The following is a 24467-nucleotide window of genomic DNA, read 5'->3' as shown; positions in this document are numbered from 1 at the left end:
ATGACATTGTCAGCAGTAACAGGATGGAGATATCCAATAACTATAAAAAGTATAGATGAGTATAATGAAGCATTGTTGTCAGCATCAACTGGTTTTTATCCAATAAGTGTTAACAAATTTATACATCAAGGTATTCATTTTGAAGAAAATGTGCTTAATAAATTAGGTGTTGAAAAACCAAGAGAAATAAATAGTAAAGTATATTGTATTGCAGATGGTGAAGTGATTGCTTATCGTTGTAACGATAATTATCAAAAACTAGATTATGGTGATAGAGTCGGATTTTTCTCAACAGGCTTTGTTCTGGTGCGTCATTTACTTGAAATGGAGCGAGTTGAAGAAGAGACAAATTCAACTAAAACTGAAAAACAAAAACAGCCACCACATCGTCTCTATTTTTATAGCCTTTATATGCATCTGGCAGATAAGGCTTTTTATGAAAAAAATTCTAAAGAGCCGGTACCAGCATTTTGGCAGCAAGATATTTATCAAGTGAAGGATAAAAATCTACAATATATTAAAGGATTAAATTGTCGAAAAGAGCCCGACCCTCAAAACAATCTAAATAGATTAGCTGTATTACAAACTGGAACAAAGCTTAAATTAAATCTTGATATTAATCGAGAAGGAAAAAGTCACAAAATGTGGTATGCAGTTTCGAGTTTAGTGGAGGGCTATTCAACGATACCTCAACTAGAGCCTATACCGTATCAACATGACAAAAAGACTGTGGATATTTTAGGATGGGTTAATACAGGCGACAAGGTAGATGACCCAATATTTGAGGTTAAAGAGAGTGGTGATACTTCACTCGTAAAATCTAAAGGATTACAGGTAAAGGATGAAAATGACAAAATCATCTCAATGCTACCAGTTGGCACCGATATTAAAATTTCAGGTAATACCCAAAATGGTAGTTTAGTTGAATTAATTGAAATTATTGGAAATGGGAAACCAACACTACCCTTGCCAGAAGGGAAAAATAAAGTTTTATTTGATGGACTAAAAAAACATGTCCGCCCCCAAAAATATAATGAAGTTGTGATATTAGATAAACCTTTCCCAATAAAAGCTGGCGATTTGATTGGGCATGTTGGGCATATCCATTTACATGATACGGCAATTATTAAAGAAATTGATAAGGATACTGAAAAACCTATCGATATAGATTTATTACCACTCACTCGTCCTTTGAAAGAAACAGAATTTAGACCAAATTTTCATCTTGAATGTTTTACCTGTGATGACTTGCCTAACTTTATTGCGCAAACTAAAGCCGAAGCCAGTAAGATAGCTGATAAAGATAAAACCTTGTTAGCCATATCGGAGCAAGCAAAATTGTTGGTGGCAGCCAAAAAAGCAGATACTAACGTAGGCAAACCTTATAAAGATACAAAACTAAAAATCCTAAGTAAACGACGAAATATTAAATGGTTACAAATCGAAATCACCACCTCCGAAACGGAAAAAAAGACATTATGGATTGAAAACAACAAAGATATAATGTCAAAAAGTGAAATAAGCTTGGATGAAAAAACAGAGGCTTGGACTAGTCACCCTCTGCAATTTAGCGACTTGTCGAGTAGCACCAGTAGTGTTGCTATACCTTTATTATTAAAATTGAGTGATAAACAATTTCAATCAAGAGACAATCAAGCCGAAGACGAACAAGGTAAGGCTTGGTACAGGATTGACAAGTTAGAAAAAGGAGTATTACCAATCAAAGGTTGGGTTGCCATAGATAACCAAAAGGTGAAAAAGTACAGCAGTTGGGATTGGTTTGACTTTAAGCAGATTAAAGAAACGGCATCTCTAAAAGAAATCTATTTAGAGATAGAAAAATCCTTAGCGCGAGATGATGCCGCCCTTGAATCATACAAACCGATTTTAAAAGAGACTTTAACCATATTAGATAAACAGTTTCATCCGGATCAAAAAAAATATGCAAAGATTGATACCAAAAGCTTTAGTGGACTTGCTGATAAACCGCATTTATCCTCGGCACTTTCCCGGTTACTGATTCACTATGAAAGTGAATGGTATAGTGAGATAAATGCAGAGGGTAAAATGCCTAAATGGGAAGCATTAAACAGTGAAATGAATGAATGTAATAAAAAATTACTGGATTATTTACAAACGGGTGATGAAACAAAATTAAATGCTTATTTAGATAAAATTGGTAAATCAACAGATTTATCTGAAGCGAATAAACACAAAAAAGACAGAGAAACTATTAGTACATTTCCTGCTGATTATAAAGACAATCCAAAGGAAAAGCTTAATGACAATCAAAAGAAAAGTTATGAAAATTTAACCGCACTAGAAAATGATGTAATGGTATGGGAAAAAGAAAAAGAGAAGATTAAAAAACTATTATGGTGGAGTGATGTTGTTAAAAGTCAAGCCAAACTAAATCCAGATGGCAAAGTATGGTCTATCCATCCGATGGCAATGTTAGAGATTGTTATATCTAATGATTTGATTGATGTCGAAAATTTTATTGCTATGTATAAATTAGAGCATCATAAAATTATAAAAGCTTCCAAGGATACTAGCACTGGAAAAGATATAATAAAGGAGCCTAAATATGATCAAGAATCAATAGAAATATTGCGAGGAGTACTTAAACGAGTAAATCTATTCTTTCGAAAAAATACAGAATATATACCCAATCTTTATTATCTATCTTATATGTTAGCAACCGGTCATTGGGAAACTACCTATGCTAAGGAGTTTGATTCATTGGTAGAGCGTAATGATGGTCGTAACTATGATCCCGTATTAGCGAGTACGGAAAAACTAAAAGAAAGGGCAAAGAAAAACGGTAATACAGAAGAGGGCGATGGTTCAAAATATCGTGGTAGAGGTTTGGCGCAGATAACTTGGAAACCAAATTACAAAAAAGCGAGTGAATATTTGAATGTTGATTTTATCAATCAACCAGATAAAGCTGCTGAGCTGGATTATGCTGTACCAATTTTAATCTGGGGTTCAATAAATGGCACTTTTTCTGGAAATAAATTACCAAGCTATATTAATGAAAATAAGATTGATTATAAACTCGCCAGATATGTAATTAATTCTCAAGATAATGCTCAGTATATCGCGCAAAATGCTGAATGTTTTGAGGCAATACTTAGGCAAACATCAAATTTGATTGAGGCATTTTAATATGAAAAAAATTCTTTTATTACTGTTATTGATAATAATCAGCACGGTTTGTCACGCCAAGGAGCCTTGTACCAATAAAACCTTTGTGGAAAATTATCAATTTAATATTAACTCTCAACCATATAAATTCACTTCTTACTTATGTGAAGATAAAGATGAAGATGAAGATGATGACGTTTTTCTTACACCCGGAATTTTAGAAGTACATGGCAAAAATTTTAATAAAACATATAAAAATGTTATTGGATTAGGAGGTTATAGATATAGCACGTTTACGCAATGGAATGATAAACATATACCAATATTCTATTATACTATCACCTCATCAGAATATGATACCGAAGCATATATGCCAATAATCATCAAAGATAATAATCTAATGGTTAATTGTATATATATGAATAAAAGTTTCAAAAATTCAATGAAATTTAATTATTCTTATTGTGGTAATTTGCAAATTGTCGAAGATGGCTTTGGAAACGTTGAAGTGGGATTTGACAAGCTAATTCGTAATTTTTATTTGGAAGCAATATACTATTTTTCAGATTTTGCTAAGAATAAGGAGAGCCTACAATACAAAAAATTTGATGTTTTTATTGGTAAAATCGATGGTATCAGTTTTTACCGCCGCTATTCATCGATAAAAGATTATGAGTTGAATAAATATACGGTTGTTATAGCAAATAAGATAAAAGAATACCGATTTAAGCCAGAAGATGAAGTTTATCAACGAATAGTTGACCGTTCTGGTTCACAAGCCTTTATTGGTTTGGATATAGTCGATTCCAAAGGAAATATCAAGTTTTATAATAAAAAGGCCTTATCGGCATTATTAAATAAATCGACAATAAAAAGGAACATTACATCTTATATACAATATAATGAAAAAACAAAACTCTATAATAAACCAAGTAATCGCTCAGCAACAGATATGTACCTAGTACAACACGACTCCGTCACAATTTTGGATGAGATTTTGTATAAGGGTAATAGTTTAGTTACTTGGTATAAAATAAGTTATAACAGTAAAAAACACGGAAAAATAATTAAATGGATTAAAGGCAATGCGTTTTTCCCTATGAAAGAAATATCTTCGGATTAAAGATGATGATAACGCGATTTAGTTGAGAAGTTCTGATATGAAAAAAATTCTTTTATTACTGTTATTGATAACAATCAGCACGGTTTGTCACGCCAAGGAGCCGTGTATCAATAGAACCTCTATTGAAAATTATCAATTTAATATTAACTCTCAACCTTATAAATTCACTTCTTACTTATGTCAAGATAAAGATGAAGATGAAGATGATGACGTTTTTCTTACTCCCGGAATTTTAGAAATACATGGCCAAAATTTTAATAAAACATTTAAAAATGTTATTGGAATGGCAGGTTATAGATCTAGTATGTTTACGCAATGGAATGATAAACATAAACCAGTATTCTATTATTCTATCAGAACATCAGAATATCTTACCGAAGCTCATTTTCCAATAATCATTAAAGATAATAATGTTATGATCAATTGTATATATTTCAATAAAAATTTTAAAAATTCAATGGAATTTAATTATTCTTATTGTGGTAATTTGCAAATTGTCGAAGATGGCTTTGGAGACGTTGAAGTGGGATTTGACAAGCTAATTCGTGATTTTTATTTAGAACTAATATACTATTTTTCAGATTTCGCAAAGAATAAGGAGAGTCTACAATACAAAAAATTTGATGTTTTTATCGGCAAAATCGATGGTATCAGTTTTTACCGCCGCTATTCATCGATAAAAGATTATGAGTTGAATAAATACACGATTATTATAGTAAATAAGGAAAAAGAATATCGATTTAAGCCAGAAGATGAAGTTTATCAACGAATAGTTGACCGTTCCGGTTCACAAACCTTTATTGGTTTGGATATTGTCGATTCCAAAGGAAATATCAAGTTTTATAATAAAAAGGCCTTATCGGCATTATTAAATAAATCGACAATAAAAAGGAACATTACATCTTATATACAATATGATGAAAAAACAAAACTCTATAATAAACCAAGTAATCGCTCAGCAACAGATATGTACCTAGTACAACACGATTCCGTTACAATTTTGGATGAGATTTTGAATAAGAGCAATGGTTATGTTGATTGGTATAAAATAAGTTATAACAGTGAAAAACACGGAAAAATAATTAAATGGATTGAAGGAGATTCGTTTTTCCCTATGAGAGAAATATCTTCAGATTAAAGATGATGATAACGCGATTTAGTTGAGAAGTTCTAATATGAAAAAAATTCTTTTATTACTGTTATTGATAACAATCAGCACGGTTTGCCACGCCAAGGAGCCTTGTACCAATAAAACCTCTGTGGAAAATTATCAATTTAATATTAACACTCAACCTTATAAATTCACTTCTTACTTATGTCAAGATGAAGATGAAGATGATGACGTTTTTCTTACTCCCGGAATTTTAGAGATACATGGCCAAAATTTTAATAAAACATTTAAAAATATTATTGGACTGGCCGGTAATAGAGGCATTATTTTTACGCAATGGAATGATAAACATATACCAGTATTCGTTTATTATATCAGATCATCAGAATATGATACCGAAGCATATATGCCAATAATCATCAAAGATAATAATGTAATGATCAATTGTATATATTTCAATAAAAGTTTCAAAAATTCAATGAAATTTAATTATTCTTATTGTGGTAATTTGCAAATTGTCGAAGATGGCTTTGGAGACGTTGAAGTGGGATTTGACAAGCTAATTCGTGATTTTTATTTGGAAGCAATATACTATTTTTCAGATTTCGCTAAGAATAAGGAGAGTCTACAATACAAAAAGTTTGATGTTTTTATTGGTAAAATCGATGGTATCAGTTTTTATCGACGCTATTCATCGATAAAAGATTATGAGTTGAATAAATACACGATTATTATAGCAAACAAGGAAAAAGAATATCGATTTAAGCCAGAAGATGATGTTTATCAACGAATAGTTGACCGTTCAGGTTCACAAGCCTTTATTGGTTTGGATATAGTCGATTCCAAAGGAAATATCAAGTTTTATAATAAAAAGGCCTTATCGGCATTATTAAATAAATCGACAATAAAAAGGAACATTACATCTTATATACAATATAATGAAAAAACAAAACTCTATAATAAACCAAGTAATCGCTCAGCAACAGATATGTACCTAGTACAACACGACTCCGTCACAATTTTGGATGAGATTTTGTATAAGGGTAATAGTTTAGTTACTTGGTATAAAATAAGTTATAACAGTAAAAAACACGGAAAAATAATTAAATGGATTAAAGGCAATGCGTTTTTCCCTATGAGAGAAATATCTTCAGATTAAAGATGAAGATAACGCGATTTAGTTGAGAAGTTCTGATATGAAAAAAATTCTTTTATTACTGTTATTGATAACCATCAGCACGGTTTGTCACGCCAAGGAACCGTGTATCAATAGAACCTCTATTGAAAATTATCAATTTAATATTAACTCTCAACCTTATAAATTCACTTCTTATTTTTGTGAAGATGAAGATGAAGATCAAGATAGAGTTTTTCCATATCCCGCTATATTAGAAATACACGGCAAAAATTTTAATAAAACGCTTAAAAATGTTATTGGAATGGCAGGTAAGATTGGTGTCATGTTTTCAAACTGGGATGATAAAAATACACCCGTATTCCATTATACTTTCAAATCACCAAAAAATGTTGAGTCCTATATTCCCATGATCATTGATGATAATAATGTAATGGTTGAATGTTCATACATGGATAAGACATTAACAACTGGAATAAAAATTAAATATTCTTATTGTGGTGATTTGCAAATTGTTCAAGATGGCTTTGGAGAAGTTGAAGAGGGATTTGACAATTTACTTCCTGAGTTTTATTTAGAATTAATATATGATTTTTCAGATTTTAATGAGAATAAGAAGAGTCTGAAATACAAAAATTTTGATGTTTTTATCGGCAAAATCGATGATATCAGTTTTTACCGTCGCTATTCATCCATAAAAGATTATAAGTTGAATAAATATATGGTTGTTATAGCAAACAAAGAAAAAGAATACCAATTTAAACAAAAAGATGAAATTTATCAACGTATGGGTAATCCTTTTATTCCAGAACGTTTTATTGGTCTGGATATTGTTGACTCTAAAGGGAATATAAAGTTTTATGATAAAAATGCCTTATCGGCATTACTAAACGAATCGCCAATAAAAAGAAACATCAAATCTTATATACAGAATGATAAAAAAACACAACTTTATAATCAACCCGATGATAACTCGGCAACAAATATTTACCTAGTCAAGCACGATTTTGTTACAATTTTAGATGAGATTTTGAATGAATACCAAGACGATATTCTTTGGTACAAAATAAGTTATAAAAGTAAAGAACACGGTAACATAACTAAATGGATTAAAGGAAAACCGTTTATCTCTAATTTAGATTAGTTTGAATTTGAATATTTGGCATAAAACAAGTTATCACAGTAACAAGCACAGTAAAATAATTAAATGGATTAAAGAAAAATCATTTAACTTTAAGAGAAATGATTAACGAGAACACTTAATTAAATAAATCAGAATGTATATTGATTAACCAGCTAGAGTCAGCAATATAGCTAAATTCCAATCCTTAATATTATTGTTATTTTGTCAAAAAGTTTGAGGAAATGGGTATGTTTCAGTATAAAACTAAAAAAATTGGTAGCGTTTTTAATTGATTATTTTAATTATTTAACAGGTGGTTATAATTAAATTGTTTTTTTCCCTATATAGGGATAAACCGATATTATACCAATAGAAGCTTATAAACGTTTAGTGTTTCCTATATACATAAAGTTAAATTTGTCTGCTAAGGATCAAATCAATTTTAGTTACCTTTACTGGTAAATAAATTTATTATTTAAAGGCGATACAGTAATACATATGATTTTTAATACTATTCTTTAATAAATTCATTAAATCTAAAAGTTGACCTATCTATTTTATGGATAGAATATCTATTTTTAATCCTCACACTTATTAGTAATTAAACTTATCCCTCATTTTGATGAATTTAATGTGATCAAAAACACAATTTTACTATTATCGGTGAGTTTATACCCAAAAAAGTTAATGCGGATAACCTTTTGAGAATGATAAGATAGCTTACAGCAAAAGGTTTTATGACTTTAGCTTTTTATACTATGATGTATTTACAAATTAAAAATTGTAGTTTTATATCATGTTCTTTACAAAAGAATATTTGTCAAATAATTAAATTGTTGTAAAGTAGGCAGTCTTTTTTTAGTAGTCAATGGATTAAGGATTTTTATGAAAACATGGCAGCGAGTTTTAGCTTGTTTTTTGGGTGGTTGTTTGATTGTTGGCGCATTTTGGTTTTTTACACAAACTCCATTAAGTGATGGTGATAATCAGATAGAAAAAGAAAAAAAAGCGATCATTTCTGAGTTTAATTCAAATAAAGAGAATATTTTTACACAAATTAACCGGTTAATTTCTGAAGAAAAATATGATGAAGCGATTTCTTTAGCCAGTAAATATCAGGTTACAGAAGACGAAGCATTGTTAAAATTGAAAGATCAGGCTCAAGCAGAGTTAACAAAAGTTAACACCCAGAAACAAATTACAGATTTGTCAAATGAGCTTAATGCAACCCCTGAATCTGAATTACAGAAACGATTTGATTTATACAGTAAACTATTAGAACTCGTTCCTGATAATTCGGAATATAAAACTAAACACGCTGAGTTAAAGCCAATAGTAGAAAGACTACAAATGATAAGCTCTCAATTTATGGGTGAAAATGGTGCTCATCGTAAACTTGAAAAATTTATAAAATTTAAAATGAAAGATGTAAGCAATTATGAACATCTTGAAACTAAATATGTTGAAAATGACGATAATACGTTAACAATTACTACTACGTTTAATGGTAAAAAGGGTGATAGTGGTAAGATTACTAAAAATACTGTCACAGCGATTGTTGATTCAAATGGCAATCCAATTCGTATTGTAAGTTGGAAATAAAAGGAGCAATAGCTCCTTTTTTAAAGTTATTAAATATGTGGCAACACTGCATAATAATGCGATATTTCTTCACTTTCTGCTTGTTCACCTATTTTTTACTGCATTTCATCTCTAATTTAAATCAGTTAATTTTCCTGAAATTTAATAGTTAGTGTTTCGATCAGTTAGCATGAAAACCTAATGATTTTGTGTAAAAAGATGGACCATCTCCTTTTTCAAGTAAAACAATGATGGCTTGCGGTCTATGCAGTTGTTGCCTTTTTTTTTCTAAACTTATGTCATCAAGTTGTTTAATACTTTTTTTTATTCTTTCCCATTTGGATAGGCTGATTGAAACTCGGCTTTGTTCCCATGCATATTCGCTATTAACACTATAAGGGATTATTTCGTGTTCTTCATTATAATAAGCTAAATATAGATCGATATTATCTTTAGATAATCGGGTGGACAATTCAACATTCTTATCCCAATAGCTATCGGAGTCTCGTCTATAACCACTGTTAATATCTAATACACTCTGATTGGCAATAGAAGAGTGACTAAGCGATTTTCCTTTTTCCTTATAGTAAACTTCTAATAACCCTGACGGAGGCTCAATATCTTCAGCATAAACAGAATCAATCAATAAACGTGCCTCTTGAGGCATTTTGATATATTCTTGCTTAAGTAGGATTTTTTGAGTGAGCCATAAATAAGCGTGATTAGGGTATACATAACTGGTATTGCGAAAAGCAGGATTATCCAGCCAATCTTTTTGCGGTTCATCTTGCCAAGGTGGTGCAAACACAGTAAGAACAGGTGGGTCTCGCTCATCCTTTGATTGATTCTCTTTATTATCAGGTTTGATATTACCGTGTTTATCTCTTACATGCCGTTGTAAACGCCCAGCACGTTGTATCAATAGATCGATAGGGGCTATGTCACTTATCATTTCGTCAAAATCAAGATCTAAAGATTGTTCTATGACTTGGGTTGCAATGATCACTTTTGCTTGGCGAATTTCACTATTTGAGGATTTTCCTGCCCATGTTAAGGCTTTTTCTTCAATTTCCAGTCGATCACAAAAAGCAAATCGACTATGAAAAAGTAAAATATGATCAGTGTCGATATTCAAGGTAAGTTGTAGTTGCTGATATAACTCAATAGCATTAGCTACACTATTTTTAATCCAACAGATAATTTTACCTTGTTCTATTGATTGTTTAATTCTAGTTATACCGGTTTCAATGTCCTCAATCCATGCTATTTTAACCTGACGTTTTACTTCTTCCCGGGTATCTATTGGTTTTTCAGTCAGACCATGATAATTAAGTCTCGTTATAAGCGGAAACGGTAATGACTGATTTAAAGATAAGGTTTGTTGGTTATTTGTTAAACCTTTATTGAATGCATTTAGTAACTTTTCACGTAAAAAACCAGGTAATGTGGCAGTTAAGATAATGGCGCTACCGCCTTGTGAGGCGTGATAATTAAGTAATATTTTTAGCAGCTTTACCATGTAGCTGTCATAAGCATGAACCTCATCTAATATAAGTAATTTATGTCGCAGACCTAATAAACGCAATGATTGATGTTTAAATGGCATGATAGCCATTAAAACCTGATCCAGTGTACCTACGCCAACTTCTGCTAATAAGGCTTTTTTACGAGTATCAACAAACCATTCATTACATTCAGCACTGACAGATTGTTCACCATTAGAATATTTTTGTTGGCTGATATGATCGTTCGTTAAAATGGATTGGGTAAAATTTGGATTCATATAGCTAGCGCCGTGAGTCAACACTAATGATGGATGACTACCTGTTTGATATAATTTCTCGTAAACATTTGCGGTGCGTTGATAAATGGCATTAGCTGTTGCCATAGTTGGTAGACCAATATAAATTCCTTGTACTTTTTGGGCTGACATTAATCGGCTTGCTAAAATCATTGATGCTTCGGTTTTTCCTGCACCCGTCACATCTTCCATAATAAACAATTCAGGGTGCTTATCAGATAATTGACAGGATAATGCGTACTCTTGTAGTGGTGTTGGTTTTTCAATAAAGGGAAAGAGATTTTTAATGTTCTTAAATTGAGCAACAGAAGATAATTTGGGTAGAGTTGCTATGGCATTTTCAGCTTGAATGATTGCATGATTTTGCCAATATTCCGATAATGGCATCACTTGCCAATTAAATGAGAATAACTGCTCATTTGATCCTAACCAATCGCTGATAACCGTTAAACCAGCAATCAACCAACTTATTTGGTTCAGTTTTTCTTGATGTGTTTCATCGATAAAAAATTCTGGATAATGTTGTAATTTATTATCTTTAATAAAAAGCTGATTAATTGCTTGAATATAATCGGATGCACTTTCTTTATCTTGTTGATTAAATGCTAACTTACCTTTTATATCTTTAAGTAGTTTAGGAGGCTTTCCATGATGCCCAGTCATGATTAATAACCAAATATTATATAAATTCTTAATTTTTCTATCATATTTGTCTAGTTGAATTTCTGGCTTGAGTGATAAGGATTCACGCCATAACCACCAACCCAGTGAGTCATGTCTTGATAAATATTCTTTTGAGGGATCAGCGGCAACAAGTTGTGGGTTATTGTGCTTAAATAATTTTTGAAATCCATTAGCAAATTTACCAATATCATGCCAAGCTAAAAAATAGGCAAACCAAAGTGCGGCTTGTTCTTTGTCATTTGAAGAAAAACCTATTTTTTCAAATAATTCAAAAGAATTGAAATAATTGTGTTTGACTATCTGATAACCGCATGCCGCTACATCCAAATTGTGGTAAGCAAGCAAATGATAGGAAGAATTATCGGTATTTTGTCGACATTTTCCCCAATATTGATAAAAAGATTCCGCCATTATAATTATTATCCTTTTTTAATTGTCGATAGATTGATTCATATTTTTTATTGGATAACAGAACTAAAAATATAAAGAAAAACCAAATAACTTCATATAATTAATTTTATTATATGCCCTATCGTTTAGCTAAACAGATATTGTGCTAGTAAATCGATTTTTTGTGGTTAATTCTTTTGTTAAGGTTGTTTACTAATCTATTTAGATTCTAATGAATAGAAAGCTTATAATTTGTTCTGATACTAATATAACTGGTTTAATATAAAAATACAGATAATAATTTAGAGTTTTATACTGAAACGTTATGTTAACCTGAAACTTTTTTACAAAAAACTTGTTTTTTTAAAAGGCTAAATGGATTAAGTGCTATGTTTATCTACTCATAAAGACAGCTATTAATAAATGTAATATCGGTATTAATGTTAACGTTTGTATTTATTCTTGAGTTTATGAATTAGGTTTTGCTCATTTAGTTGAAGTTTGGCAAAATAGATGACCTATTATAGGTGGAATAGTTGTTTGGAATTATGATGACAATAATTTCAATACTACTCATCAATATTGATATGAGTAATTAAACAGGAATGACATTAGGATGATTAACCAAATCAAACAAAAAATAAACGCAATACTTATAACAAGCTGTATAAGTGGGTTAGTTATTTGTTCTATGACGGTTAATGCTCAAGAAACTCAGCCAGAACAATCACCAAAGGCAATAGAGGTTAAAACTGATACTGATTTATCAAATCAACCATTAATAAATGATGAAGCTAATTTTGTTGGTCCTGTTCAAGTTACTGAAAAAATCTATCATAAAACTACTTTTTCTTTATTAGGTGAGCCTAAATATCCTGAAGATTTTGATCATCTTGATTATGTGAATCCAAAAGCACCAAAAGGTGGAACGATTAAACTTGCCGAAATAGGCACTTTTGATAATTTTAATCGTTATGCAAGCCGAGGTGCGCCAGAAAAGAACTCAGGATCATTATACGACACTCTTTTTACTAACTTAGCCGATGATATTACCAGTTTTTATCCACTAATTGCGACATCGGTTACTTATTCTGATAATTATCGTTGGGCGGAAGTTGCCATTAATCCCGATGCCCGTTTTCAAGATGGTAAACCGATTACGGCACATGATGTTGAATTTACCTTTCAAAAATTTATGACTGAAGGCGTTCCGCAATATCGTGTCTATAATCAGGGCATTACGGTTAAAGCGCTGGATGATTACCATGTGCGCATCGATTTACCAGAAACAGATCGAGAAAAGTTATTATCTTTTATTGGTAATATGCCTGTGATACCGCAACATTTTTGGCAAAATCATAATTTTGCAGAGCCAATTGCTACACCACCTGTGGGCAGCGGACCTTATTATATCAGTAATTATAAAATGGGACATTATGTGGTTTATCGACGCAATCCTAACTATTGGGCAAGCGATTTACCCGTTAATAAAGGGATGAATAATTTCGATGAAAAACGCATTGAATACTATATGGATAGTAGTATTTCGCTAGAAGCTTTTAAAGCGGGTGAATATGATCTTCGTGGTGAGGGACAGCCTAAAAACTGGTTTACCCAATATCAAGGCCAATATTTTGATTCAAATAATATTATCAAACAGGAAAAACCAATTAAAACGGCTGTAGATACCAAATGGTTAGCGTTTAATTTGCAAAAAGATTTGTTTAATGATGTTAAAGTTCGTGAAGCAATTACTTTAGCGTTTGATTTTCAATGGTTAAATCACGCTTTTTATTATGATAGTTACAAAAGACCTTACAGTTTTTTTGAAAACACCATTTATGCGGCGATAGGTACGCCAAGTGAACAAGAGTTAAAATGGCTTAATCAATATAAAGATATTATTCCTGAACGGGCGTTTGATAATGCTTTTTACATTCCTAAAAGTGATGGTCTTGGATTTAATCGTGATAATTTATTAAAAGCGACTGACTTACTTCAACAAGCTGGATGGATTATTAAAGAAGGTAAATTAGTCAATGCTAAAACCAATCAACCTTTTGAATTTGAACTTGTTACATATCTTGGGGATGATATTAAATATGCGATACCTTTTCAGCAAAACTTAGCTCGTTTAGGTATCACAATGAAAATCGTGTCACTTGATTATGCTCAGTTCACACGTCGTTTGCGTGAGCGTGATTATGATATGATGCCACGTACTTATGGTGCTGAAAATTATCCCTCATCAGACTTAATGATCCTTTGGGGAAGTAACTATCTTAATTCATCATGGAATGCATCAGGATTACATAATCCAGCAATTGATGGAATTATCGCTGAAATTACTAAAAATTTAGATAATCAAGCTCAGCTTATTCCTCTTGGGCGCGCTCTTGATCGCATCATAACTCAAGAATATCCTATGATTCCAATGTGGTATAACAGCAATACTTACTATGCATATTGGAACAAATTTGGGCAGCCAGCTGTTCAACCCGCTTACGCTATTGGCGTAGATAGTTGGTGGTATGATGCAGATAAAGCAGCTAGCCTGACTAAAAATCGGAAACATTAATATGCTTAATTATCTTATTCGACGATTATTACTCATTATTCCTACGCTGTTTGTTATTTTAACGATTAACTTTTTTATTGTACAAGTAGCGCCAGGTGGCCCAGTTGATCAAGCATTAGCACTGATTGAAAATGGTCCAGAAGCAGGACAAGCTATTTTGCCGGGGGGTGATAATAGCGCTGTAAAATTGCAACAACCTAAAAATGAGTCAACTTATCGGGGATCGCGCGGGCTTGATCCACAAATTGTGGCTATGATCGAAAAACAGTACGGTTTTGATAAACCAATAATTGAACGTTATTTTGAAACATTAAAAAAATATGTCATGTTTGATTTTGGCAATAGCTTTTTTAAAAGTGAATCTGTAATAGGTTTAATTATTAAAAGTTTACCTGTTTCTATTTCACTCGGCCTTTGGAGTACCCTCATTGTCTATCTTATTTCGATTCCTTTAGGGATCCGCAAAGCGGTTAAAGATGGATCGGCTTTTGATTTTTGGTCAAGTACGTTAATCATTATTGGCTATGCAATACCCGCTTTTTTATTGGCGGTGTTACTCATTGTGCTGTTTGCGGGTGGAAGTTATTGGGATATTTTCCCATTACGAGGATTAGTTTCTAACCATTTTGAACAGCTCGATTTTTGGGGTAAGGTAAAAGATTATGCTTGGCATATCTGCTTACCGACTATTGCAATGGTGATCAGTGGTTTTGCATCGTTAACCATGCTAACCAAAAATTCATTTTTAGATGAAATCCGTAAACAATATGTCATAACCGCTAGAGCCAAAGGTCTAAGTGAACGACAAATTCTTTATAAACATGTGTTTCGTAATGCAACTTTACTTATTGTATCGGGCTTTCCTGCTGCATTTGTCGGTATCTTATTTACCGGTTCGTTACTGATAGAAATTATTTTTTCACTCAATGGGCTTGGGCTATTGGGGTATGAGGCGATCATTCAACGAGACTACCCGATTATTTTTGGTTCGTTGTATATTTTTACGTTAATCGGACTAATTGCTAAACTATTATCCGATTTATCTTATATGATAATTGACCCACGCATAGACTTTGAGGCTCGCAATTGATGACTAGTAATTACTCTATTAATCAGCAACGTTGGCAACGATTTAAACACAATCGGCGTGGATACTATTCGCTTTGGTTGTTTATGATTTTTTTTGTAATTAGCCTATTTTCTGATTTTATTGCTAACGATAAACCGATTTTTATTAAATATCAGGATAATTACTATTTACCTATTTTTCATTTTTATCCTGAAAGTGAATTCGGTGGACAATTTGATACTCAAACTAATTTTTTAGATCCGGCTGTGCAGCATAAAATAGAAGCAGATGGTTGGATTTTATGGCCTCTATTTCGTTATAGCTATAATACGTTAATTTATGATACGCCAAGCACGTTTCCAACTTCACCATCACTTTCCCATTGGTTAGGTACGACCGATGCTGGTTTTGATGTATTGGCAAATATATTATATGGTTTTCGTATTTCTATGTTCTTTGCCATTTTATTGACACTTTTTACCACGATCATTTCAGTTATCATCGGCGCAGTTCAAGGTTATTATGGTGGCAAAATTGATTTGATTGGACAACGTTTTATCGAAATTTGGTGTGGATTACCTGAGCTATTTGTGATTATTTTACTGGCGAGTATTTTACCACTTGATTTTTGGTGGTTACTCGGGATAACGGTATTATTTGGTTGGATGGCTTTATCTGGAATTGTGCGTACTGAATTTTTGCGTACCCGTAATTTTGATTATATCCGTGCAGCCAAAGCAATGGGGGTCGGCGACAGCAAAATTATGTTTCGTCATATTTTACCGAATGCAATGGTCGCAACATTAACATTTTTACCTTTTATTTTATGTGGTTCAATTACGACATTAACTTCTCTGGATTTTCTAGGTTTTGGTTTACCGATTGATTCGCCATCTCTTGGTCGTTTGTTGCTACAAGGTAAAAATAATTTGCAAGCACCTTGGCTTGGTATTAGCTCATTTTTAATTATTGCAACTTTGCTATCATTGCTTATATTTATTGGTGAAGCAATCAGAGATGCTTTCGATCCAAACAAGGGAGTGTATCGATGAGTTCTACTTTATTATCTGTTGAGGATTTAAGTATTGCTTTCAAACGTGATACACAATCACAATCGCGTGTTGTAAGCAATGTTAGTTTTAATATTGATGAACAAGAAACACTTGCTTTGGTTGGTGAGTCAGGTTCAGGCAAAAGCGTAACTGCGTTATCCATTTTACGTTTATTACGTAAAGAACAGGTGAGTTACCCAACGGGTGATATTTTATTTGCAGGGCAATCCTTGTTGCATGCACCCGATAAAGAGCTTCGTAAAATTCGTGGTAATCAAATTAGTATGATTTTCCAAGAACCGATGGTATCGCTCAATCCATTACATACCGTTGAAAAGCAGCTTTATGAAGTACTTTCATTGCATCGTGGTATGCGGCCTAATGCTGCTCGTAGCGAAATTTTGCAATATCTTGATCGTGTTGGAATTAAAGAGCCTAAAAATAAATTATCTGCTTTTCCTCATCAGCTATCGGGTGGGGAGCGACAGCGAGTCATGATTGCCATGGCAATTCTAACTCACCCTAAATTATTAATTGCTGATGAACCTACCACCGCTTTAGATGTATCCGTACAAGCACAGATTATTCAATTGCTTAAAGAGCTTAAAAATGAATTGAATATGAGTTTGTTATTTATTTCGCATAACCTTAGTATTGTCAAAAAGTTAGCTGATAAAGTGGCCGTTATGCAACAAGGTAAAATTGTTGAATATAATAGTAAACAACGTATCTTTTTACGTCCTGAACATGAATATACTCAAACCTTGCTAAATTCCGAACCAAGTGGCGATCCGGTTGTTTTGCCTCAAACGCCAGGAATATTGCTTAGCGTTAACCATCTTAATGTTGATGTAATAACTAAAAAAAGGCTGTTTAGTCACGAACAAAAAAGAATTGTTGATAATGTAGGTTTGACGATACACCAAGGTGAAACAGTGGGTATTGTCGGTGAGTCGGGTTCAGGAAAAAGTACAACAGCTTTGGCTATTTTACGATTGATTAAATCTCAAGGTGAAATCTTATTTGATAGCCACCCAATACAGAATTTAACGGGTAAAAAACTGTTACCATTTAGAAGCCGAATGCAAGTTGTGTTCCAAGATCCGTTTTCGTCACTCAATCCTCGTTTTAATGTTGAGCAAATTATTAGCGAAGGTTTAGTTACTCATAAAAAACTGAGTAAAAATGAACGTGAAAAAGCGGTAATTGAAATCATGCAAGAAGTTGGTCTCGATCCTGATTTACGTTTTCGTTATCCAACCGAATTTTCTGGTGGACAACGACAACGTATTGCTATCGCTCGAGCATTAATTTTACAACCAGAATTATTGATTTTAGATGAACCAACTTCATCTTTAGATCATACTATTCAAAAGCAAATCATTGAGTTACTCAAATCTCTACAGGAAAAATATCAGCTCAGTTATCTCTTTATTAGTCATGATTTAGCACTAATATATTCAATATGTCATCAAGTCATTGTTATGAAAGATGCACAAATTGTCGAGCAAGGTTCACGAGAAAAGATTTTTTATTCTTGCGAACATGAATATACCAAAGCGTTACTGTCATTTTTAGATAAACCTCATCGCAGAGGAAGCAGAACCCTAATTCATGCTGATAAAGCTGAAAAAATAGAAAAGGGTGATCACAAAAATGATAATTCACAAAATCAAAAACAAGAAAAAAAGGTCGATTGGGAAAATGCGTTATTAATGCGCAAAAAATAGTTGTACGTAAAGCTATGGTTGAATTTAGTTCACTGTTTGCCAATGGATGAATATTTATCTCTATTTATAGGTTAGTTATGAAAAAACAAACATTACCTTGTTCTATAACACTTTGCACATTGTTACTTTCACCAACTGTAATGGCGTTAAGTTGTAGTGAAAATCTTACTCAAAATAGGGTTCAAGCAAATAATTATATTTTTCAAATTTTGGATTTTATTGATTTACCCGCTCAAGGAATTAAACAAGAAGTTAGAACATCAACAACAATAATTAATAATCGTAATGAGTCAACAGCTAAACAGATTCTCAATTATGATGAAAATGGATTAATTACTCAAAGCCAATATATTTTGTTCTCAGATGATAATAAACGTGTTTATTCCGAAAATTTGCAAAAAACAACCGCCGGTTGGGAAAACTTTATTGAAGATCTGGAATATAAAACAAGCAGTATCATTCAATTTAAAACCGATGAACAAGGTAGAATCGTTGAGTCACAACAAGCAAAAAAAGCGTTAGACTTTATCTTCACTGAAACGGATAGTTACCAATATGATAGTAACAACTGTCTGATTAGCAAACAGGTACAATGGAAAGTTAAAGGGGTTGATGATGAGGGTAAATTTACCGGTGTTGATCAAAATGGTGCGTCATCTTATACCTTTAATTATCAACAACAGCAATTAGCTAAAGTTTTATATCAGTTCAGTAATAATACCCAAAATGAAAGTAACTTTTCATATCAATACGATAATCAATATCGCTTAACTGCAATACAATCAGCTTATCTATCGGCAAACAAAGATGAAGTGAATTATACCACTCAATTCTTAACCTTTGATGGCAAAAACAATTGGCTCACCGCGTCTAAAATAAGACACGATCAAAAAAATAAACAAACTAATATTGTTAGAGAAATAACCTATTACTGATGTTTAACATTAATCAGCGTTATCCAACTGGATAACGCTTTTTATCGATTAATTATATCAAACTCTATTTTAGTTAACTTCGGACAAACAAAATATAAACGGCATGCATAGTCCATGCAAGGGCTAGCGCAACGGTAAGTATTTTTTCCCGTTTTGGATGGATTTTATGCTGATGCAAAATAGTAATAATCTTCTGTAATGCGCACCAAATCGGCAATGAAATCATTAAAAATAAAAATAATTTACCCGTTTCTGTATTTACTACTTTAAGTATATAAGAACGCGTTGTTGCATTACCAAAAGGAATAATAAATGCAATTATTATCATGATGACAGGCAAAAATATCGCAGCCCATGTGCCACCTAAAACAAATAATCCTTTTGCAAGACTTCCCTTTGAATGTGCAGTTTGAATTTCTTGATTTTTCATCGGATAAATACCATCTATTTTAAAACAAATAACACTAAGCAAATTGAAATAGCGATTGTCACTAACCATAAACCGATAGTGAATAAATAATCTTGTGCTCTCTTATTTGATCTTGTTGAAAAAATAACTTTAGGGACTAAATTAAACCAACTTATTGAATGGCAAATAGCAACCAATAATGCTAGGCAATTGAGCACAACAACAAAAGGACTACGTAAAAAGAAGATAAAGCGGTAAAACTCATCTTGTCCCATATTATTGGTATACATGCATATTACGCCATACATTAACATTAAACTGCCCCAAAGCATCGCAAAGGGAATTAATTTGTTAATGATTGAACAAAATCGAGATTGTTTTTGTGGTAAATCACTATATTCAGACTGATTACTGATATTACTTATATTGTTATGTGATTGATAATTATCATTACTTTTTTTAATCATAACTTTCTCAATGTGGGTACCATTATTAGGTAGTTAACGTTTTTAGAGTTTAATTAAGTATTATAAACACTAAGCTATCCAAACCGTCAAATTAAAGTCGCACATAATATCGGCTTTTGACTTAACAACACTAGGCAGAAAGTGCGTTAAAGGTCAATAGCCATAACATTAAAATATCGAGTTATCAGATAAATAGAAAGAGCAGATAAAAAACAAAAAATTTAAAAAAGGAAGCTAAGCTCACATTTTTTAAAATTGATATTCGTTAAACTAATAATAACGTTTTATCTATTTAATTTTGAAATGAAAATCCCCACGAGAGTGGGGAACTGATTTTAATTATTACTTGCTATAGGTTTATCCCTATCAAAATAAGGAACATTGATTACAAATAACAGTAGGATTGTAACATAAATAAATTTATTATCATAATTATCACTAGCTATCTTATTTTAATTATCACTAGCTATCTTGTCTTTTTATGTTGTTAATTAGAAAATTTTATGTTAAATTAAAAATGGCTAGAACATACTAGCTAAATATTATCAGCATTGAATGAAATAGCCATTAGATACGACAACTATGATTATACATGCATCGCTGATATTTATAAACAACCATTTAACTATTAACCCAAGGAGGTTGATAATGAATTTGATAAAATATTTTTTTGGTTCAAAATATCAAATAGGTGCCAATGATGAATTTCGAACAAAAATATGGAGTTTTGAAATTAAACAGAGAATAGATGAACATGAGACTCGATCCTATAGTTTAACTATACAAAAACAAATTCATTAAAATTTATTTTTTATGGAAACCGATAAGCGGTATAGATTAATATACCGCTTATTATAAATAAAAAAGGAGTAAATTTTGTTCTCGTTATCATTGTTAGATGAAAAATGGATTCCTGTAAGACATTTTAATGGTCAGATAAGTAAAATTAAACCCAGTCAGTTAATTGATGAAACCATTTCTGATTTAGCCTATTTTAGACCTGATTTTCAAGGTGCTGCATACCAATTTCTTATTGGTTTACTACAAACTGCTTTTTACCCCAAAAATAATGATGAATGGTTAGACTATTGGGATGAGGGGATACCCCAATCACAGCTAGATAAAGCATTTGAACAAGTTAAACCAGCAATGCAATTTGGTGCTACTAAACCTGCTTTTATGCAAGACTTTACACCATTAAATGGTAATAAAGTACCAATATCGGGTTTATTGGTTGAGGCGCCTGGTGAAAATGCTTTAAAAAGAAATACAGATCATTTTATTAAGCGGGATTTTGTTAAGGCTATCTGTCCACATTGTGCTGTTATGGCATTATTTACTTTACAAACTAATGCCCCAGCAGGTGGACAAGGGCATCGAGTCAGTTTGCGAGGCGGAGGACCAATTACCACGTTAATAATGCCTGATCTGAACTCGCCAACACCATTATGGAAAAAGTTATGGTTAAATGTAGTGCCACTTAATGATGATGAAAAACCACAACACTATGATGAAACTGTCTTTCCATGGTTAAACAAAACCATAACCAGTGAACCACCAAAAAATTTAAGTGTATACCCTGAACAAGCTAATTTTTGTCAAGCTTTTTGGGGCATGCCTCGCCGAATTGAGCTAGATTTTGACAATATAACGCAAGGCAATTGTGATCTTTGTGGTGAGGAGTCGTCTGAGCTTATAAGCCATTATCAAACTAAAAATTATGGTGTTCAATATCAAAACTGGCGGCATCCTTTATCTCCTTATCGAACAGACAGTAAAACGGGAGCACCGATATCCATCAAAGGTCAGCCTGGGGGGTTAATTTATCGCGATTGGTTAGGAATGGTTACTACTAATGATGATAACCAGCCAGCTCAAGTTGTTATCGTTCATAATTATCGTGACTTGGAATCTTCGCAAGAATATCACCTTTGGTGTTTTGGTTATGATTTTGACAATATGAAAGCTCGCTGCTGGTATGAACATAACTTTCCTGTCTATCCAATATTTGCTGATCCAGATAGCGATATCAAAGAGTTAATAGCACAAGCACTTGAGTTTAGTAAAGATACTTTACCAATACTACGTAAAGCCTTGGCTAGTATCAATAAACAATCAAGTTCCGTTGATATTGCTTATTGGAAAGAAACAGAAATACCTTTTTATGAATTTGTTAAACAACTTATTGATGAAAAAGATAACCCAAATGGTCGCTTTCATTTTTTGTTAGGTTGGACAAATACCTTATTAAAATATATCACCCAAATTTACGATAAAGCTGCTTTTTCAGATCCAGATCAACAGATGATCAATTCTGAAAAAATTAGTACAAGAGAAAAACTACTTAAAGATTTTAACAAACTTAAAAATATCAAAAAGATTAAAAATAATAAACCGTCTTGATAGCATGTAGGGAGAACAACATGTCAGATACTACCCCAAAAGAGCTGATAATCTTAAATGATAACCATAAAAAGATTATTGATGAATGGTTTTCTATGTTGCAGCAACGGCAAGGTAAATTCAATGGTATTACTTATAATGGACGCAAATTGCGGGCTGATTTACGTCGAGATTCATTATCTGAATTTATATTTTTACAAGATGGCTACACTATTTTAGCTAATAAACTTATTAATAACGACAGTAAATTAGCTCAAACAGAAGTTCATTATTATGCATTACAGATATTTGTTAATGTAGCAGCTTTCGCAGAAAAGAATAATGATAAATCGCCATTTGCAGCACAATTAAGTGAAAAAATCAAAGGCGGCGAACGTAATTATTTATCTGAACCGCGATTTGAACGTCTTCTTGCCAGTGAAACCCCTGAAGAATTTTGTCAACGTTTAATTCGTGCTGTTAAGTTGCGAGGTGAAAAAGGGGTTAATCTAACTTCCCTTGCTGATGGCATCTTTTTATGGATGCAAGAGTGGCATGCGCGTGAACATGGTTGGCCAGCTGATACTAACCCGTTTAAACGCCTTTCTGTTCGTTGGGCAATGGACTACTTTTCAACTAAAAATAATACTAATACTAAGGAATAATCATCATGACTACATTCATTCAATTACATCTATTAACCGCTTATGCACCCTCAAACTTAAACCGTGATGATTTAGGTCGACCAAAAACCGCTAAAATGGGTAATACTGACCGTTTACGCATTTCGTCACAAAGCTTAAAAAGAGCTTGGCGAACCTCTGACTGTTTTTATCAATCATTGAGTGATCATATTGGCGTTCGTTCACGCCGCTTTGCTCGAGATTGGGTGTATAAACCAATGATTGATAATGGCATATCTGAAAAAATAGCTAAAGAAAGTGCAATTAAAATAGCCGGTCAGTTTGGTAAAGTAAAAAATGAAAAATCACCAAAAGATCCATTGAGTAATTTAGAAATCGAACAATTGGTACATATTAGTAATTATGAACAACAAGCAATTAAACAATTAGTTGATTTATTAACTAGTGAAAAACGTGAACCTACCGATAATGAAGTTAAATTATTGCGTAAAGAAAATAGTAGTATTGATATTGCATTATTCGGACGTATGTTAGCTGATAGCCCGGCATTTAATATTGAAGCTGCGTGTCAAGTTTCTCATGCATTAGGCGTAAGTACCGTAACCATTGAGGATGATTTTTTTACTGCTGTTGATGATTTAAATAATAATGATGTTGATGCTGGCTCAGCGCATTTGGGCGAACGTGGATTTGCCTCTGCACTGTTTTATACTTATGTCTGTATTAGTCGTGATTTATTATTAGAAAATTTAAATGGTGATGAAGTACTGGTTGAAAAAACCTTAAAAGCTTTAACTGAATCAGCAGCAAAAATAGCACCAACTGGTATGCAAAATAGTTTCGCTTCACGGGCATATACTTCCTACTTATTGATAGAAAAAGGGAGCCAACAACCTCGCTCTTTAGCGGTAGCTTATTTTAATCCAATTCGTAGTCAAGATCTGGTTAATGATGCCATTACCCGTTTAGAAGAGCAACGTGATAAATTTGATAAAGTTTATGGCCAATGCGCTGATAGTCGCTATGTTCTCAATAGTGAAACAGGAGAAGGAACCCTTAGCGCGGCATTAGATTTTGTTGCGCAAAAATAGGAGAGCCGACAA

General features: G+C 32.5%; 17 protein-coding genes. 14 read left to right on the top strand and 3 right to left on the bottom strand.

Annotation, left to right across the window (positions count from 1 at the left end; genetic code table 11):
* The 6 genes from H3T96_RS05200 to H3T96_RS05175 all read left to right on the top strand — a co-directional run bounded on the left by H3T96_RS05200 (position 1) and on the right by H3T96_RS05175 (position 9244).
* Positions 1-3171, top strand: coding sequence for a hypothetical protein (locus tag H3T96_RS05200; RefSeq protein ID WP_144091743.1), 3171 nt, complete (start codon positions 1-3; stop codon positions 3169-3171).
* Position 3172: 1 nt separating this feature from the next.
* Positions 3173-4273, top strand: a complete 1101-nt coding sequence (locus H3T96_RS05195) for a hypothetical protein (protein WP_144091744.1) — start codon at positions 3173-3175, stop codon at positions 4271-4273.
* 37 nt (positions 4274-4310) lie between these two features.
* On the top strand, positions 4311-5411 hold the full coding sequence (locus tag H3T96_RS05190; RefSeq protein WP_144091745.1) for a hypothetical protein: 1101 nt from the start codon (positions 4311-4313) through the stop codon (positions 5409-5411).
* A gap of 37 nt (positions 5412-5448) precedes the next feature.
* Positions 5449-6543 (top strand): hypothetical protein, encoded by a 1095-nt coding sequence (locus H3T96_RS05185; protein WP_144091746.1) that lies wholly within the window; start codon positions 5449-5451, stop codon positions 6541-6543.
* A 37-nt stretch (positions 6544-6580) separates the two neighbouring features.
* Complete coding sequence (locus H3T96_RS05180; RefSeq protein WP_144091747.1) at positions 6581-7663, top strand: hypothetical protein; 1083 nt, start codon at positions 6581-6583, stop codon at positions 7661-7663.
* Positions 7664-8527: 864 nt separating this feature from the next.
* Positions 8528-9244 (top strand): hypothetical protein, encoded by a 717-nt coding sequence (locus tag H3T96_RS05175; protein ID WP_144091748.1) that lies wholly within the window; start codon positions 8528-8530, stop codon positions 9242-9244.
* Positions 9245-9404: 160 nt separating this feature from the next.
* Here H3T96_RS05175 and cas3 read toward each other — a convergent pair whose 3' ends face one another.
* Positions 9405-12119 (bottom strand): CRISPR-associated helicase Cas3', encoded by a 2715-nt coding sequence (gene cas3, locus H3T96_RS05170; protein ID WP_144091749.1) that lies wholly within the window; start codon positions 12117-12119, stop codon positions 9405-9407.
* Between the two features lie 595 nt (positions 12120-12714).
* Here cas3 and H3T96_RS05165 point away from each other — a divergent pair.
* From H3T96_RS05165 to H3T96_RS05145, 5 genes are all read left to right on the top strand, one after another.
* A complete protein-coding gene (locus tag H3T96_RS05165; protein WP_198248610.1) occupies positions 12715-14676 on the top strand; it encodes an extracellular solute-binding protein in 1962 nt (653 codons plus the stop codon).
* A gap of 1 nt (position 14677) precedes the next feature.
* Positions 14678-15766, top strand: a complete 1089-nt coding sequence (locus tag H3T96_RS05160) for a microcin C ABC transporter permease YejB (RefSeq protein ID WP_086308514.1) — start codon at positions 14678-14680, stop codon at positions 15764-15766.
* Complete coding sequence (locus tag H3T96_RS05155; RefSeq protein ID WP_086288154.1) at positions 15766-16797, top strand: ABC transporter permease; 1032 nt, start codon at positions 15766-15768, stop codon at positions 16795-16797. Before H3T96_RS05160 ends, H3T96_RS05155 begins: the two co-directional genes overlap by 1 nt.
* A complete protein-coding gene (yejF, locus tag H3T96_RS05150; protein WP_144091750.1) occupies positions 16794-18527 on the top strand; it encodes a microcin C ABC transporter ATP-binding protein YejF in 1734 nt (577 codons plus the stop codon). Before H3T96_RS05155 ends, yejF begins: the two co-directional genes overlap by 4 nt.
* 77 nt (positions 18528-18604) lie before the next feature.
* Positions 18605-19462 carry a hypothetical protein gene (locus H3T96_RS05145; RefSeq protein ID WP_144091751.1) on the top strand — a complete coding sequence of 286 codons (858 nt, stop codon included), beginning with the start codon at positions 18605-18607 and terminating at the stop codon, positions 19460-19462.
* Positions 19463-19535: 73 nt separating this feature from the next.
* Here the strand turns inward: H3T96_RS05145 and frdD are convergent, their stop codons facing one another.
* Together frdD and H3T96_RS05135 are read right to left on the bottom strand one after the other, a co-directional pair.
* Positions 19536-19892, bottom strand: coding sequence for a fumarate reductase subunit FrdD (frdD, locus tag H3T96_RS05140; protein WP_186279236.1), 357 nt, complete (start codon positions 19890-19892; stop codon positions 19536-19538).
* A gap of 14 nt (positions 19893-19906) precedes the next feature.
* Positions 19907-20338, bottom strand: a complete 432-nt coding sequence (locus tag H3T96_RS05135; protein WP_144091753.1) for a hypothetical protein — start codon at positions 20336-20338, stop codon at positions 19907-19909.
* An 876-nt stretch (positions 20339-21214) separates the two neighbouring features.
* On the opposite strand from H3T96_RS05135, the gene casA reads away from it, so the two are divergent.
* Genes casA through cas7e form a run of 3 tightly spaced genes read left to right on the top strand, consistent with a single transcriptional unit; the run spans position 21215 to position 24455 of the window.
* The gene (gene casA, locus H3T96_RS05130) at positions 21215-22741 is read left to right on the top strand and encodes a type I-E CRISPR-associated protein Cse1/CasA (RefSeq protein WP_144091754.1); all 1527 of its coding nucleotides are present in this window, start codon (positions 21215-21217) and stop codon (positions 22739-22741) included.
* Between the two features lie 20 nt (positions 22742-22761).
* Entirely contained in the window at positions 22762-23385 is a 624-nt protein-coding gene (gene casB, locus H3T96_RS05125; protein ID WP_198248609.1) for a type I-E CRISPR-associated protein Cse2/CasB, read from the top strand.
* 5 nt (positions 23386-23390) lie between these two features.
* The gene (gene cas7e / locus H3T96_RS05120; protein ID WP_144091755.1) at positions 23391-24455 is read left to right on the top strand and encodes a type I-E CRISPR-associated protein Cas7/Cse4/CasC; all 1065 of its coding nucleotides are present in this window, start codon (positions 23391-23393) and stop codon (positions 24453-24455) included.
* Positions 24456-24467: the final 12 nt, after the last annotated feature.

Source organism: Gilliamella sp. W8136 (assembly GCF_016101285.1).
GTDB classification, from domain to species: Bacteria; Pseudomonadota; Gammaproteobacteria; order Enterobacterales; family Orbaceae; genus Gilliamella; species Gilliamella apicola_N.
This window is presented reverse-complemented; position numbering and strand designations above follow the sequence as displayed.

What these genes read in the sequence shown, in the direction of transcription:
- H3T96_RS05200 (WP_144091743.1), top strand. Translation starts at nt 1, where the DNA reads ATGACATTGTCAGCAGTAACAGGATGGAGATATCCAATAACTATAAAA.
- H3T96_RS05195 (WP_144091744.1), top strand. Translation starts at nt 3,173, where the DNA reads ATGAAAAAAATTCTTTTATTACTGTTATTGATAATAATCAGCACGGTT.
- H3T96_RS05190 (WP_144091745.1), top strand. Translation starts at nt 4,311, where the DNA reads ATGAAAAAAATTCTTTTATTACTGTTATTGATAACAATCAGCACGGTT.
- H3T96_RS05185 (WP_144091746.1), top strand. Translation starts at nt 5,449, where the DNA reads ATGAAAAAAATTCTTTTATTACTGTTATTGATAACAATCAGCACGGTT.
- H3T96_RS05180 (WP_144091747.1), top strand. Translation starts at nt 6,581, where the DNA reads ATGAAAAAAATTCTTTTATTACTGTTATTGATAACCATCAGCACGGTT.
- H3T96_RS05175 (WP_144091748.1), top strand. Translation starts at nt 8,528, where the DNA reads ATGAAAACATGGCAGCGAGTTTTAGCTTGTTTTTTGGGTGGTTGTTTG.
- cas3 (WP_144091749.1), bottom strand. Translation starts at nt 12,119, where the DNA reads ATGGCGGAATCTTTTTATCAATATTGGGGAAAATGTCGACAAAATACC.
- H3T96_RS05165 (WP_198248610.1), top strand. Translation starts at nt 12,715, where the DNA reads ATGATTAACCAAATCAAACAAAAAATAAACGCAATACTTATAACAAGC.
- H3T96_RS05160 (WP_086308514.1), top strand. Translation starts at nt 14,678, where the DNA reads ATGCTTAATTATCTTATTCGACGATTATTACTCATTATTCCTACGCTG.
- H3T96_RS05155 (WP_086288154.1), top strand. Translation starts at nt 15,766, where the DNA reads ATGACTAGTAATTACTCTATTAATCAGCAACGTTGGCAACGATTTAAA.
- yejF (WP_144091750.1), top strand. Translation starts at nt 16,794, where the DNA reads ATGAGTTCTACTTTATTATCTGTTGAGGATTTAAGTATTGCTTTCAAA.
- H3T96_RS05145 (WP_144091751.1), top strand. Translation starts at nt 18,605, where the DNA reads ATGAAAAAACAAACATTACCTTGTTCTATAACACTTTGCACATTGTTA.
- frdD (WP_186279236.1), bottom strand. Translation starts at nt 19,892, where the DNA reads ATGAAAAATCAAGAAATTCAAACTGCACATTCAAAGGGAAGTCTTGCA.
- H3T96_RS05135 (WP_144091753.1), bottom strand. Translation starts at nt 20,338, where the DNA reads ATGATTAAAAAAAGTAATGATAATTATCAATCACATAACAATATAAGT.
- casB (WP_198248609.1), top strand. Translation starts at nt 22,762, where the DNA reads ATGTCAGATACTACCCCAAAAGAGCTGATAATCTTAAATGATAACCAT.
- cas7e (WP_144091755.1), top strand. Translation starts at nt 23,391, where the DNA reads ATGACTACATTCATTCAATTACATCTATTAACCGCTTATGCACCCTCA.